The sequence below is a fragment of the Sphingobacterium sp. NPDC055346 genome (assembly GCF_053645235.1).
This window is the reverse complement of the sequence record NZ_JBSHMI010000011.1, coordinates 36,432-50,858: the sequence shown is the minus strand read 5'-3', so window position 1 is coordinate 50,858 and position 14,427 is coordinate 36,432. Positions and strand designations below refer to the sequence as shown.

Here is a 14,427-nt window from a genome sequence, read left to right as displayed (position 1 = left end):
TTTACGCCTTTCATGAAGCACATCAACAGATTTTATATGATATGGGTTTTAATTTTTAGCAGCATTTTCTTTGCTCCTAAAAGTTATGGCCAAATATTGCCTGTTGACTCTCTGCTGTTAGTGGATTCCGTTGCTATCAAAGACTCTCTTGCACGAGTGGCCATCTTTGAGTCCTTGGACAACAACCTTAAAAATAGTCAAATTATTCTTTTTCCTGATAAGGGAATCAATTATTTAAAAGTAGCGTATGATTCTACGCTAAAAAGGGGAAATCAAGATCTTTATTTCGGGATTGAAGAAGTTGGGAAGCACCATAAACAGTCTGCCTTGCAGGACGGGATAGAGAAGAGCAATAGGCCTGCATGGGTCCTGTTGATCGTATTCCTTTTGTTCTTGATGTTAGGAGTGCTACGGATTGTATTTCCGGTAGAGCTTAAGATTATAGTCGATGCCTATTACAAAGAGCGGTTATTGCTTCAGGTCAGTAAGGAAGATAACCTAGCGACCTCTTGGCCATATATCTTTTTGTATGCCGTTTTCAGTTTGTCCTTGGGTTTGTTTGTCGTGGTGATCATGTCAAGCTTCGGCGACAAAAATTATCTTACTTTTGAAAACTTCCTGAAGAACTCCGGATTCATCGCTTTGCTGTTTATTGCAAAGATCCTGATCATCCGCTTTGTATCATTTGTATTTCAATTAGAAAAAATTGTAAGGGAATATATTGCAATTCTTTACTTAGTTTATTTTAATAGCATGTTTTTCCTAATGCCCTTTTTGTTGGCTGTAGTGTTTATTCCTGCATATTATTTTCAAACTATCTCAATAATTTACATTTGTATTGTAATTATTTTATTCTCGTATAGGTTTATTAGGACTGCTTTTCACCTGTTCGGTCATTTCAAATTTTCTATTTTTTATTTAATTCTTTATCTTTGCAGTCTCGAATTAGCACCAATTTTGATATTAGTGAGGTCACTAAGTAATTAAGAAAGAGTATATGCAGATTGATGTAGAAAGATCCAAAAAAGTAAAGAGCATTTTAGTTACTTTACCAAAGCCTGAAAACGATAAATCTCCCTACTTCACACTAGCCGAGAAGTATAATTTAAAATTAGACTTCAGAGGGTTCATCCATGTTGAAGGCGTCTCTGCAAAAGATGTCAGAAAAGAGAAGGTTAATTTTGCAGATTTTTCTGCAGTCATTTTCACCAGTAAAAATGCAGTAGATCATTTCTTTAGGGTATGTGAGGAAATGCGATTTGAAGTTTCTGCGGAACTTAAATATTTCTGTATTTCTGAAACCATTGCCTTGTACCTTCAGAAATACATTCAATATCGTAAGCGCAAGATTTTCTTCGGAAAGCAAACCGCTCAGGATCTTGAGGATGTCCTGAAAAAGCACAACAAAGAGAAATTCCTATTTCCTTGTTCAGACGTTGCCAATGAGGAAACTCAACGCTGGTTGCAAGAGAATGGATATGATTTCACACCAGCTGTGCTGTTCAAAACAGTGATATCGGACATCAAGGACTTAAAAGATGTGTTTTACGATATCATCGTGTTCTTCAGTCCTTCCAGTGTACAGTCCTTGTATGAAAACTTCCCTGATTTCGTACAGAACAATACCCGTGTCGCTGCATTTGGCGCTACTACTCAACAGGCATTATTGGAACATGGTTTGATCCTGGATATTCCAGCACCGACACCGAATGCTCCAAGTATGACAATGGCCATTGAGCAGTACATCAAACAAGTTAATAAGTAGGCAATCGCCCAAAATAATATTTAGGCTGTCCTGAGAAGGATAGCCTTTTTTTATGGTTTCCCGTAATGGGTCAAGAATCCTTCTATTTATCCCAGCTATTTGATCGTAAACCGATTATCAAGAAACACTTACAAATTTGATGTTTATCATTTTTTGATAAATATATTCTCCCTACATTACCAAAAAATAGTCATAAATATTCCCTTCATCTGGGTTGGGTATATTTATTGTAGAAATATTTTTTTTATGTTTGCATTAACTCAAAAATGGGAATATTGTGAAATTAAAACCTGTTAATAGTATATCTGGAATAGCTCCTAAAGACTTTGTTAGGGACTATCTGAATAAGAGTCAGCCTGTTATCATCAAGGACTTTATCAGTAAGGATAGCCCTTGTTGGAATAAGTGGAGCTACGACTATTTCAAGGAAATAGCGGGTAACGAAAAAATCGACGTTTATGGTCGGGAAGAGGAGTCACAAAACCATGCAGCAAGTCCTCCGGTTGGAAAGATGACCTTTGGAGAGTACTTGGATATGATCCGTAAAGAACCTACTGAGCTTCGTCTATTCTTGTTTAACCTTATGAAAATAAGACCTGAACTGAAAAAAGACGTCATATTCAATGATGTTACAGGTGGCAAGGTAATCCAGTGGTTACCTTATATGTTCTTCGGTGGTGAAGGTTCTGCAACTAGGAACCACTTTGATATTGACATGTCCCATGTATTCATCTCGCAATTCCAAGGTGCAAAGCGTATCTGGTTATTCCCGAACAACCAGTCTGACCTTATGTATAAATTGCCTTATAATTTCCATAGCATTGCCAACCTGAAAAAGAGCGATGTAAAAGATTATCCAGGCTTAGAATTTTTAGATGGTTATGAAGCGGTAATCAATCCAGGTGAGACCTTGTACATGCCTGCTGGATGGTGGCATTATATCCAATATGAAACTGAGGGATATTCTATCTCTGTCCGCGCTTTGGCGAATTCATTGAGCGAGAAACTGAAGGGTGCGAGAAACCTTTTCGTAACACGCCACTTTGATGACACCATGCGTAAGATCTTTAAAGATAAATGGCTTGATTATAAAATCGACACCGCAACCAAAAGAGCGAACAAAGCTATCAGAAAATATAAGAAATAAGCGAATAGCTATAAAAAGAGAAGGGTTCCAAACATTGATTGGAACCCTTCTCTTTTTAATTAAACAAACTATGGTGTTTCAAATCCATATTTCTTATAGATCGCTTTTGCTTCATCAGATTTCATAAAATCAACAAAATCTTTTGCTGCTTGGGCTCTTGGAGCGTTCTTCATCTCGGCGATCATGTATGTTGCTTTGATATTCTGGTCATTTGGTATTTCAACCATCTCTACAGGATGATCTAATAGCTTTTGATATACGACCTCCGAATACCAAACAGGAGCAGCATCAACCTCTTTGTAAAGGATTTTCATAGGGCTTTCCCTGTGGTGAATCTTGGTTAGGTAGGTTGATCCATCAGCTACTTTATCCTTCATGATGGTTTTCTCCAATTGGTCGCCACCCAACTTTTTATAAACTGAAACAATCTGTCTTCCTATACCTTCCCATGCAGGGTTAGGCATGGCAATCTTCACATCTTTCTTAGCTAAATCTTGGACCGTTTTTACAGTTTTAGGATTTCCTTGTGGAACCATGATCGCTAATTTATTGTAAGCATAGACTTCTGTTCTAGAGAAGTGACTTTGCATGCTGTCGATCCTGTTTTTGCCAGCTGCATAAACATCGGGTTTATGGGTAATCCTCATATTTCCTATGGTAATCGATCCACCTTCTATTTGTTTGGCCAAGATGCCCGGAGGCAAGGTTTCCACAAAGATCCTTTCATATTTGGGATGTTTCTTTTTGAAGGCGTCCAATAGATCATCCATGACCATAAATTGGTTTCCTGCAAAAAACACCACTAACTGCGGGTCTACGATATCACCAAACAGATCCGGAACATTGTCTATACCTGGAACGGTGAAATCAACTGCCGACTTTGGCGGCGTATTCCATGGTGGATCATACTGAAAAGGGTCTTGGGCAAATGCTTTGTTCATCAACAATATAACAGCAAGTAATAATATTCGTTTTAAATTCTTCATATATTCAATATTTCTACAATGGATTAACGTGTATTATGGTTTTACGATTACCCAGCCTTCTGAAGCACGGATGACCAATTCACCATTGCCACTCGGTACATAGCCGATAAAATCATATAATTGTTCTTTTTTCAGTTTTCTCTCCTGCAGAGAGTTTGTGCACTGAGCCACCGTAACTCCTTTATCGATCAGTTCTTTCAATGCTTCTTCATAGCCTGAGTCTTTTAACATCACTTCAGTACCGCCAGAGAAAGTTATCAACTCCACTTCAATCTTGTCCTTTAACCGTGGGTCATTCAAGACGTTCTTGATGTTCCTAAAGGCCTTTTTAACAACATCAGGATTGTTGCTGTCTAATTGATAGATGGCTTTATAGTGTTTATTGTGGGTTTCCGCTCCAACAAACTTGGCGTTTTCAATCAATTTGTTGTCAATTGATTTGCTTTGTGCCTTTACTAGGCTGCTAGTCATTAAAAATAGACTGCAAATAATAATTATATTTCTCATGCTTTTTAAAAATTAAAAGGTCCGTATTTATGTTGTTCTTCAGGTATTTTATCAGCGAAAGGTGGATAAGGGCTGTCCTTAGGTTTCTTGCTCAGATCAGGATAGTCGTTTTCTTTATTCACTTTGGAAGGCCTTTCAAAGGAATTGATGAAGGCCGCTACATCATATGCTTCCTCATCCGATAGGATAGGAGCATCAGCACTTGCTCCCAAAGGCATATTGCCCTTGATGAATTTAGCTGCGGTCAACATTCTACCCATGCCTGCGCCATCATTGAAGGAATCAGAACCCCAAAGTGGAGGGTATAAATAACCTTCCTCTGGTTCATCAGCTTTTTTAGGTAATCCCAGGCCGTTAGCTTGGTGACAGCTTACACATTGTGTCTTGAATACCGACTCCCCATGTTGAAGATCAGCCTTGCGGTCAGGAGTCTCTAGCTTCACGAAGCCTTGACCTTCTATCCTGCCTCCAACTTTAACATCTTTACTCAAGTGTTTGATATAACTCACGATGGCAATCATTTCCTTGCTTTCTGAGGGCAGTTTCTTGCCGTTCATGCTCCTTTCAAAGCAGCCATTGATTCTTTCCTCTATTGTTGCAACTTTGCCCTCACGGCCGCTATAAATAGGGAATAAGGCGCTTAAGCCGATGTAGGGTGCTGCATATTCCTTTGTTCCGCCATTAAGGTGACAGCTGCCACAGGCAAGATTATTGCCTGAGAACACATCGCCATGCTTGTTGTTGGGACCAAGGTATTTGGGCGTTTCTTTGATTAGCTTTTCCCCATAGGCCGCCATTTTCCCTTCCTCAGAATCAGGATAGGGTGCCATTTTAAAGTCTTTGATCAGGTTCACGGAATTGGTCGCCACGCTATCCTGCTTTTTGTCAGCAGCTAGTTTGGCCTTAAATATATTGGTGTTGAACCCCAATGCTTGCATGAGGACAACGAATACGATGAAAATAAATAAGCCTGCCACGATTTTGGTCTGTTTGGCAATCTTATTTACTTCCTTGAGAAGGTTTTGTGGTTTGTTTAAATCGTTTTCCATATGAACAAACTTAAGCTTGTTAATGGAGTAGCTAAAACGGTAAAATGTTATGGGCTATAACCTCAGGTTATCTTACTTTGTAAGTGATTGATTGATAAAGCGTATAAACTGTTTTGGAAGCCCTGACAGCTCCCCGTGAAGATGAACTAAATATAACTCTCTGTTGATTTCGAAGCCCTCAACTTCTATTTGTTTTAGAATTCCATTCTCCAATTCATTCTGAACGGCGTATTTGGATAGAATCCCAATGGCATTACTATATCGTATATATTGTTTAATTGATTCTGAACTCGACATCTGTACCCGATTCACCAGATCTCTGGCATTGATATCATTTTCACTAAACTTCTGGAATACGATGTCATTCGTTCCAGAGCCAGGCTCCCTGAAGATAAATTCCTGTTTTTTGAGCTCATCCAAGCAGATTGGCGATTGTTTAAATAGGGGATGGGTGGTTCTGGCAACCCAAATCAACTGGTCGTCCAGGATCTTGTTGTATTTCAGGGATTGGTCTTCAGCTATACCTTCCACAAAGCCCAATCCTATCTTCCTTTCATAGAGCCAGCGATCCACCTGAGCCGTATTGCCCGTAAACAGCTTGATATTGATCAGCGGGTTCTGTTCAGAAAACTTGGCAATTAGCTTCGGTAAGATATATTGAGCAAGGGTTGTGCTTGCTCCAATAACCAAATTTCCACGGATTTGATTGTTGAGCAGCCCCAGTTTATAATCAGCCAATTCATATTCATGGATGATGACCTTCACCGATTCCATTAAGGTTGCACCAGCCTCAGTCAACAGGATTCTGCTGCCATTACGCAAAAAAAGCGCCTGACCAATGGTATTCTCCAGTTCTTGAATGTGTTTGGAAACTGCAGGTTGACTGATATTTAGTTCTCTAGATGCTTTGGTAAAGCTTAAATCCCTCGCGGCATGATAAAAAACCTTGATTCTAAAATTGACTTCTAACATGGATATTCTTGCAAAATAAAGTTTTACCGCACCTAAGCTTCCTCTTCGGCCTTTTCTGCAACACTGTACTTATAAAACAAAGTGTACGGGTCTGAAGGATAAACTACAGCATCTGGATTATGTTTGAATGGTATCTCAGGATTGAACAGTTCCTCTAATGTTTCTATCAAGAAACCTTTAAATACCTTCTTCTGATCCTCCAAGATCAGGTCTTCAAAAACCAAACTACCACTTCTGTTCCTAAATAAGGTGCCATCTTCCCGCATACGTCTTGCAACATATAGATGTGGCTCCAATCCTTTCAGTCCTGAAACCTGTTCATAGACATAAGCGTAAAATAAGGTCTGCAATAAGGCTTTGTTTTCGGTGTTTTCGGCAAATACTTTATCCAAATTACCAAAAATAACTTGATCTGCCCCAGTTTTATAGTCCACAATCCGAAGTTTATGCTGTCCATTCTTCGTAATCACCTCATCCACACGGTCAATGATCCCATATAGATTGATCCTCTCAGGGGTTCCATCGATGTTGATCTCAAAGTCCAAATGGTAATCCACATCATTTTCCAACTCCACGATCTTGATCGATTCATATTGCTCCATATCATATTGCAGGTACATCTTGATGTATTCAGAAGATATTTTATGCATGATACGCTGCAAACTGTTCAAGTCTTCCAAGGCATGTAATTCCGATTCATATTGCCTGCCTATTTCCTGAATTACGATTGTGTCCACATTTTCAAGCGCTTTCTCCAATTCCGAAGTAGGAACAAAATCTTTATGGTCTAATATAGCCGTTAGAAGATGTTCCATACAGTTATGGATGACTGTCCCCAGTTTATTCATTTCAAATTCCTGAGATATGCTCGGTGGTTCTTTGATCTCAGCCACATATTTCAGGAAAAACTGCAACGGTGACATCAGGTAAGTAGTAAATGCCGATGCTGAAAGCGGTTTCTTATTGATGATATAACTCTCATAAAGCTTGTTCCAAATAGCTCCTTTTTTCTCGATGACCAATTCCTGAGGTTGATTTGGAAATAATAAAGGTTGTTGTTGGATATGGTTGATGAAATTAAATTTAGTTTCAAACATCAACTGCTTGATGAACCTACTTTCCTCGCCCGTACTGCTTTCATCCACGATTCCATTGTAGAATAGGTGTATATCATCGCTGTATTGGAAATGTCTATAAAATAAATAAGCAGAAAGAGCATCCTGGTTTTCTAAGACCGGAAGTCCGTATGCCTTACGTAAGTTATTCGGCAGAAAGGTGGGAGAGCTTGAGGTTTTCGGGAGAATTCCTTCATTGACCCCTAAAACATACACATGGTCAAAATTCAAACATCTGCTTTCTAGCAGACCCATGATCTGCAATCCATGAAGCTGATCCCCTTCAATCGCTGAATTGATCGGAGATAATGCTTTCTTGATCAGACCAACTTGGAATAGGACACTCAAGTTGCCCAGCTTTTCAAAACCCAGGTGCATCTGATTCAAAACCTTTTTGGTTTCGATCAAAAGATTGGATTCGATCAGTTTAGTCCTTCCTTCCAAGGCTAGACTGCTCAAAAGATCGTCGATAATATGGATCATTTGAGGGATAAGCTCTTCCGGATTATTTAATTTCCTGAAGAAATGTGGAAGCGCTGAACTACTTACGTCAATCTCAGCAATTGGAATTTCAAAAAGCTGCCTCTTGGCAGAATCCCGCTGTATATCTTGCCTCTGTTTTCTACTAACCCTGGTCATCGGATGGCTCAGGAAGGTCTCCAATAGCTGGTAGGGTATTTTTTCCTTTTTCTGTTGAGTGATCAATACTTGCACCTCTGCCCATAGATCCAGCAATCCATAGATAGCTGATTGGATCAAGGGATAACCCGTGGTAATATTGATGTCCATAATGGGTAGACTTTGCAGCAAGGGCACCAACAGACTTTCATCTGCCAATAGAATAGCGGCCGTTTCATTTTTGAAATCTATGTCTTTTAATGCCAGAACATCATGCAGCAATTTAGCCTCACTGTTTTTTCCAAGGCTTTTGTATAGGTTGACATCCGTATTCCGGTTGGCAATAAGATTTGGAGACTCTCCCAATGCATTGACTAGGCCGGTATTAAATAAGTTCCGACGAAGGAATAAACCTGCTTCCTGAATTTTATCATCCAGATAATGCGCATCCGCATCGAAGTAAAACAAGGCCAAGCCCTCTTCTTGCCACTTTTTGAACAATTGTGCTTCAGCTCTGTTCAAGGCATTGAATCCTACAAAAAGGACCTTCTTGTGCTCTCTGATAAAGTCTTGGTTCTCGGCTTTACCTTCGGCCAATTCCCGATATAGAATAGGGTAGTTGGTCTGCTTCTCGTTTTTTAATTTCTCCTGAAATGCTTTATACAGTTTTGGTAATCGCTTCCATAGTGCCAAAAAGCGCTGCTGAACAGCTGTATGCCCTTTCATGCTAAAGGATTTCCAAAACTGCTTGATGAAAGACTGTTGCTCTTCCGTGAAATGTTGAAAATGAAGGTCTATTTCAGTGCTGTCGAACAACTCCATATAGATCTGGTCTACCGGTACCAAATCATAATCGATCTGCCCAAAATCACTCAGGATGATCTCCGCAATAGGGTAGAACTCCTCCAGAGTCTCCGGATCACGACCTTCCTTGGTCAATAATTCGTTGTGCAGTTCAAAAAGGTAGAAGAACTGACTTAATGCCGTTGCCTGCAGATTGCTGCTTGATTGGGCAAAAAACTCTTGAATGGTAAAGAACTGTGGTGACCAAATGGCCTTTCCATATACATCTACCAAATGTTTTTTCAGATAGGTAATAGGCCTCTTGTTATTGAATACAATGGCAATATCTGATATATCTTGGCCAAACTTAGCCTGAATGTCTTCTGCAACGAGTCTTAAAAATGCTTTTTCCATGTTCTTTCCTTATTTCACCTCCACTAATTCTTTCGATTTAGCGTAGTATAGATAGCCTTTGATATGGCCGTAACCTACATTGCTCAATGCATTCATATATCTTCCTACCTGCGTTTTATGATTGATATAATCTCCTTGTGTAAATTTAAAGTCCAATACGATGGTTTCCTGATCATTGGTAAACACCTTGTCTGGTCTTTGGGTACTGCCATCCTCCAGGATGATGCTGGATTCATTCCACACCTTATAATTACCCGTCAGCCATTGGTTAATGATTGGATGGTTCCAGATCTGTTGTATTTCTTCCAAGAGAAGGTCCTTCTCTTCCCTGGCCAAAATACCTTCCTCAATATATTGGTTTACCAGTTTGTCGATTTCCGATTCATCCTTTACCAGCGAGACGATCTCATGCGCCAATACCCCATATTGTGCAGCCTTTTCCATCATCAAAATGGTGTTGATATTCCTTGAGGTCGATTTTTCCAAAGCGGTTTCTAGAGCTAAAGATTGTGGATAATCCTTCAGTTCAATTTTTATGCTCGCTTCAGTTTCCTTCTTCTTGTTTGACTGCTCAGAGGCTAATGGCTCATCCAAAAGGGTAAATTCATTGTTCTCTAATCGGAATGGAGAATTGCTGGCAGTTAGCACCTGAATCAAAAGGTCTGAAATAAAATCATTCTTGACCTCAGAACCCAGTATCTCACCAGTTTTCTTGTCAACCTCATCCTTAAATTGTGGTGCAGTAATATAGAGATGGCTTTTTGCCCTTGTGGTTGCTACATAAAAAGTATTTAGGGCATCCATATAGTTAAACAGCATCTCTTCAAAATATTGTTTGTAAAAGATCGACTTACCTAAGGTTTGGGTATATTTTACAGGAATTTTTCCGAGTTCTGAAAAGGGAGAATCCATTACATCTATCCAAAAATCACCATTGGTCAGACCATCTAATTTCCAGGAAGAGAATGGAATCATCACCACCTCATAGGCCAATCCCTTAGATTTATGAATCGTGCTAACCTCTATCGCATCGACCTTGCCACTTGATGGCAGTACAGCCCTTTCGCCATCTTCATCCCAATATTCCAGGAACTGTATGATTCCACGTTCCCCTTGTGTGGAGAAAGCTGTAGCGATATCCTTGAAGGCTAAAAGGTATGGTAAATGAATACTTCCTTCATTCCCTAATTGATAAACATCGATCAGTTTTTCTACCAGATGGACCAATGGCATTTTCTGCAATTGACTCCATGAGTCTATCAATGTAAGCGGAAGAACATCCGACAGTTCCTTGATATTGTTGTCCTTGAACTTCAGCCATACCGATTCCTCGAAGTTGGATTTACCCTGCGCCAATTGGAAAAGATAAGCCATGTTGGCAAGGTGTAAAACGTGTTTCTCCGATTGAAAAACCAATGACCTTAAGGTTTCAATGATCAGATTGACGGCATGGTTCGATATTAGACTTAGGGCGTCTCCAGAGATGACCTCAAAGTTCAGGTTCTCGGTGTTTTTGAAGCGCATCAGTTCTTGGATGACCAATTTTGCCTGCGCATTGCTCCTGACCAGAATCCCAATATCCGCTGGCTTATATTTTCCAGTCCTGATCCATTCGGCAATCTTGGAACAAAGGGCCTCTACCGAAGCCTCCATCACTTGATTGTTCCGCGCTCGACCATCACTGACTGGGAAAAAGGAGATTTCAATATTTCCCATGGGTTTGCCGGTCTGAAGCTTTCTTTCAGGGATCAGTTGCCTGCTGTTTTGATAAGCTTTTTCAAGTAAGCTATTGTTGCCCGTAGCATTCCACCAAGTCATGCCTTCCTCGCCCAAACTTTCGCCAACTTTCTCGTTCAAAACTTGCTGTAATAGACTAGGGATCTTTTCGTATAGGTAGTTATTGAAATTAATGATATTCGGAAGGCTGCGGAAATTTGTGTCCAAGGTTCCGTTATCAATAAATTCATTTATCTGATTTTCGTTCAGGTGGAAATTCTGCGAAACCTGCTGGTCGATCTGTTGCAAAAGGATTCGCCAGTCCCCGTTTCGCCAACGATAAATACTCTGTTTCACATCGCCTACCACTAAATGTTCTGCAATCTTGCCCGTAGCATCAGCAAGAGCATTTAGGAGCAATGGGCTATAGTTTTTCCATTGTATTCGTGAAGTGTCCTGAAACTCATCAAACAGGAAGTAATTGTATCGGTTGCCAATCTTTTCCCAGATAAAGGTCGGGTCACTGTGTTCATCCAAGCCCAATTTGTTCAATAGTATCTGTGCATCCGAGATCAATTGTGCAGAGTTTTCCTTTCTCCATTGACTCAGCAGGTCACTCATTTCTTTGAGCAACCTCAGGAAATACAGGTTGGTCTGTACGGCTTGATAAGCAATATAATTTGCAAAATGCTGCTGTAAGGATAGGATGGCATCCAATGCTGGACGGATGCCCTGCATATATTCATACCTAACCTCCTTTTTGTCGTCGATATAATGCTCTTCATTATCCAACAAAACCAAAAACTTGTCAAATATCTTTTCCTGGATATCAGAGGTAGAAATCTTTTTGGGGTCTATGTTGATCTTGCTGGCTGCTACCAGTTTGTTCCTGGATTTTCCCTTCATTTCTGAATCATCAACGCCCAATCGGCGATATTCAGCTTTGAAAGTTTCAATCCCTTGAACCAAGGCATCCAAAAAGGCATTGGTCTTTTCATCAATTTCTTTGTTGAGCAGGTTGAATATCCTGTCTGTATCAGCAGAAATCATAAAACTGTCAAACTCCTGGAAGTTCTCCGAGAAAATCAACCCTGCCAAACCCATTAACTGCTGTCGGTAATTCCAGTTCTCATTCTTCCCGATCTTCTGTTCGGCATAATTGATGATCCATTCCAACAGGTCCGGTCTTTCATCCAACAGTTCGTTCAGCATAACGGTCAGGTCACGCTTCACTTTGTTGGTGTTCATCTCGATGGCATAGCCAGAATCGAGGTTCAGTTCGTAGGTAAAACTACGGATCACCTTTTGCGAAAAACCATCAATGGTACTTACCGAGAAATGGCTGTAATCATGCAGAATCCTCCTGTAGATCCGATTGGCTTTTTCCTGAATGCTTACAGGGTCCCATTGCGTATTCTGCTGCAATAATTGCTGTCTGTACTGCTCAATGTCATCTGCTGTACTGCCGATTGCCAAGCCATGAAGGACTGACATAATACGGCCTTTCATTTCGGCCGTGGCCTTGTTGGTGAAGGTAACGGCAAGGATTTCCCGATAGCTGCTTTCTTTTGATAGCAACAGGGTCAGGTAATGTACGGTGAGAGAAAATGTTTTTCCAGATCCAGCGGAAGCTTTTACAATCCTTAAAGGAGCAATTCTTTGCATAAGATGTCAATGGTTTGAAGTATCTGAATATCGGTATTATTGGGAGATTACTCAAATCTTTTTCAAGATTATAGCTCGGAAGGAGTACATATTTTACAGGTAAAACAGCTTTAAATTCTCTATTGTATTAATTGATAATACTTTGTATCTTTGCGTCCCCTCCTGCATGAAGCAACGGGGGATATGTTGAATACATAAATAAAGAAAAAACATGGCAACTAAAATCAGATTGCAGAGACACGGTAAAAAAGGAAAACCTTTTTACCACGTAGTAGTAGCAGACGGCCGTTCACCACGTGATGGTAAGTTCATCGAGCGTTTAGGTTCTTACAACCCAAACACTAACCCAGCAACTATCGTTTTGGATTTCGAAAAAGCGTTAGACTGGATGAACAAAGGTGCCCAACCTACTGACACAGTTCGCGCTATCCTTTCTTACAAAGGTGTTTTATACAAAAAACACTTACAAGGCGGTGTGAAAAAAGGAGCTTTTGATGAAGCTAAAGCTGAAGAACTTTTCACTAAATGGGCTGAAGGTAAAGATGCTCAAATCGAAGGAAAGAAATCAGGCTTAGCGAAATCTAAGGATGAAACTAAGAAAGCTGCTTTAGCTGCTGAAGCTAAGAAAAAAGAAGACAGAGCTGCTGCTATCGCTGCTAAAAACGCTCCTGTTGCTGAAGAAACAGCTACAGAAGAAGCAGAAGAAGCTGCTGATGCTACTGAAAACATTGAAGAAACTGAAGGATAATCTCTTCATAAAGTATTCAAAATGGCCGGATCATTCTATGAACCGGCTTTTTTGTTCCCATTTTATCTTGTTTTTACATCCCTAAAATCCCAACAGAAAAAGAATTCCGTATTTTTGGAAATTAATTTGTGAATATGACGAAAGATCAATGTTTTTATATCGGTTATGTCAGTAAAACCCGAGGATTGAAGGGTGAACTGCAACTGTTTTTTGAATTTGATAACTATATGGACCTTGATCTGGATGTAGTTTTCTTGGAGATGGACAAGAAATTGGTGCCATTCTTTGTAGAAAAGGTCAAGTTTCACAATAACAGCACAGCTTATGTCAATTTTGAAGATGTTGACCATATTGACAAAGCCCAACCTTTATTGAGAAAGCAGATCTACCTGCCAAACGATAAAATGCCGGAACGCGATCCCGATGATTTTACCTATCATGATCTAGTAGGTTATACCGCTATTGAGGAAGATGAAGGCGAATTGGGCGAAATTACCCATGTCCAAGAGATGCCACAGCAATTTATCGCAACCGTAGATATCGATGGCCGAGACGCCATGTTTCCCCTAAACGAGGACTTCATCGTCGGCATAGACCCCGAGGAAAAGATTATCGTTCTGAACCTACCTGAGGGTTTGATCGATATGTACCTAGAAGATTAATAAGATATTTTGAAAAGAGAATGGGCGTGTCAATCACGCCCATTTTTTATGATGATACCTTCTTCCATTCATTTATATGTCCCGTCCATCCAACCCTGATTCCTTCTGATTCAATGCCATCCGCAAAGTTTTTTCTTGAAACATTTTGAGATTACCTTGCTATTGACGATATTAGCCCTCGCTTATAGAGAAAGGCAGAGGGACTAGACCCGCTGAAGCCTTAGCAACCTGACACCAGTCAAGGTGCTACATTCTACCCCCAAAATGGGAAAGATAAGCC

General features: G+C 40.1%; 11 protein-coding genes and 1 riboswitch. Of the genes, 5 read left to right on the top strand and 6 right to left on the bottom strand.

Going from position 1 to position 14,427, the window contains the following annotated elements:
• Positions 1–36: 36 nt before the first annotated feature.
• The 3 genes from ACWICE_RS18830 to ACWICE_RS18820 all read left to right on the top strand — a co-directional run bounded on the left by ACWICE_RS18830 (position 37) and on the right by ACWICE_RS18820 (position 2,912).
• Complete coding sequence (locus ACWICE_RS18830; RefSeq protein WP_313260408.1) at positions 37–987, top strand: DUF4271 domain-containing protein; 951 nt, start codon at positions 37–39, stop codon at positions 985–987.
• Positions 988–997: 10 nt separating this feature from the next.
• Entirely contained in the window at positions 998–1,765 is a 768-nt protein-coding gene (locus tag ACWICE_RS18825; RefSeq protein WP_185213933.1) for a uroporphyrinogen-III synthase, read from the top strand.
• A 277-nt stretch (positions 1,766–2,042) separates the two neighbouring features.
• Positions 2,043–2,912: a cupin-like domain-containing protein gene (locus tag ACWICE_RS18820; protein WP_093101040.1), complete on the top strand. Its 870-nt coding sequence runs from the start codon at positions 2,043–2,045 to the stop codon at positions 2,910–2,912.
• 68 nt (positions 2,913–2,980) lie between these two features.
• On the opposite strand, the gene ACWICE_RS18815 is transcribed toward ACWICE_RS18820, so the two are convergent.
• The 6 genes from ACWICE_RS18815 to ACWICE_RS18790 form a co-directional block, all read right to left on the bottom strand.
• Positions 2,981–3,898: a molybdate ABC transporter substrate-binding protein gene (locus ACWICE_RS18815; RefSeq protein WP_454298997.1), complete on the bottom strand. Its 918-nt coding sequence runs from the start codon at positions 3,896–3,898 to the stop codon at positions 2,981–2,983.
• 33 nt (positions 3,899–3,931) lie between these two features.
• Positions 3,932–4,405 carry a DsrE family protein gene (locus tag ACWICE_RS18810; protein ID WP_185213935.1) on the bottom strand — a complete coding sequence of 158 codons (474 nt, stop codon included), beginning with the start codon at positions 4,403–4,405 and terminating at the stop codon, positions 3,932–3,934.
• Positions 4,406–4,410: 5 nt separating this feature from the next.
• On the bottom strand, positions 4,411–5,454 hold the full coding sequence (locus tag ACWICE_RS18805) for a c-type cytochrome (protein ID WP_454298996.1): 1,044 nt from the start codon (positions 5,452–5,454) through the stop codon (positions 4,411–4,413).
• 72 nt (positions 5,455–5,526) lie between these two features.
• On the bottom strand, positions 5,527–6,426 hold the full coding sequence (locus ACWICE_RS18800; protein WP_185213937.1) for a LysR substrate-binding domain-containing protein: 900 nt from the start codon (positions 6,424–6,426) through the stop codon (positions 5,527–5,529).
• A gap of 32 nt (positions 6,427–6,458) precedes the next feature.
• The gene (locus ACWICE_RS18795; protein WP_454298995.1) at positions 6,459–9,356 is read right to left on the bottom strand and encodes a PD-(D/E)XK nuclease family protein; all 2,898 of its coding nucleotides are present in this window, start codon (positions 9,354–9,356) and stop codon (positions 6,459–6,461) included.
• Positions 9,357–9,365: 9 nt separating this feature from the next.
• Positions 9,366–12,737 (bottom strand): UvrD-helicase domain-containing protein, encoded by a 3,372-nt coding sequence (locus tag ACWICE_RS18790; protein ID WP_454298994.1) that lies wholly within the window; start codon positions 12,735–12,737, stop codon positions 9,366–9,368.
• Positions 12,738–12,948: 211 nt separating this feature from the next.
• Between ACWICE_RS18790 and ACWICE_RS18785 the strand changes: the two genes are divergently transcribed.
• Positions 12,949–13,485, top strand: coding sequence for a 30S ribosomal protein S16 (locus tag ACWICE_RS18785; protein ID WP_454298993.1), 537 nt, complete (start codon positions 12,949–12,951; stop codon positions 13,483–13,485).
• 134 nt (positions 13,486–13,619) lie between these two features.
• Positions 13,620–14,147 (top strand): ribosome maturation factor RimM, encoded by a 528-nt coding sequence (gene rimM / locus ACWICE_RS18780; protein ID WP_185213941.1) that lies wholly within the window; start codon positions 13,620–13,622, stop codon positions 14,145–14,147.
• A gap of 179 nt (positions 14,148–14,326) precedes the next feature.
• Positions 14,327–14,427, top strand: a riboswitch (SAM riboswitch).

Excerpts from the sequence above, each read along its gene's own strand:
- ACWICE_RS18785 (WP_454298993.1), top strand. The coding sequence starts at position 12,949 with ATGGCAACTAAAATCAGATTGCAGAGACACGGTAAAAAAGGAAAACCT.
- ACWICE_RS18815 (WP_454298997.1), bottom strand. The coding sequence starts at position 3,898 with ATGAAGAATTTAAAACGAATATTATTACTTGCTGTTATATTGTTGATG.
- ACWICE_RS18825 (WP_185213933.1), top strand. The coding sequence starts at position 998 with ATGCAGATTGATGTAGAAAGATCCAAAAAAGTAAAGAGCATTTTAGTT.
- ACWICE_RS18830 (WP_313260408.1), top strand. The coding sequence starts at position 37 with ATGATATGGGTTTTAATTTTTAGCAGCATTTTCTTTGCTCCTAAAAGT.
- ACWICE_RS18795 (WP_454298995.1), bottom strand. The coding sequence starts at position 9,356 with ATGGAAAAAGCATTTTTAAGACTCGTTGCAGAAGACATTCAGGCTAAG.
- ACWICE_RS18800 (WP_185213937.1), bottom strand. The coding sequence starts at position 6,426 with ATGTTAGAAGTCAATTTTAGAATCAAGGTTTTTTATCATGCCGCGAGG.
- ACWICE_RS18810 (WP_185213935.1), bottom strand. The coding sequence starts at position 4,405 with ATGAGAAATATAATTATTATTTGCAGTCTATTTTTAATGACTAGCAGC.
- ACWICE_RS18805 (WP_454298996.1), bottom strand. The coding sequence starts at position 5,454 with ATGGAAAACGATTTAAACAAACCACAAAACCTTCTCAAGGAAGTAAAT.
- ACWICE_RS18790 (WP_454298994.1), bottom strand. The coding sequence starts at position 12,737 with ATGCAAAGAATTGCTCCTTTAAGGATTGTAAAAGCTTCCGCTGGATCT.
- rimM (WP_185213941.1), top strand. The coding sequence starts at position 13,620 with ATGACGAAAGATCAATGTTTTTATATCGGTTATGTCAGTAAAACCCGA.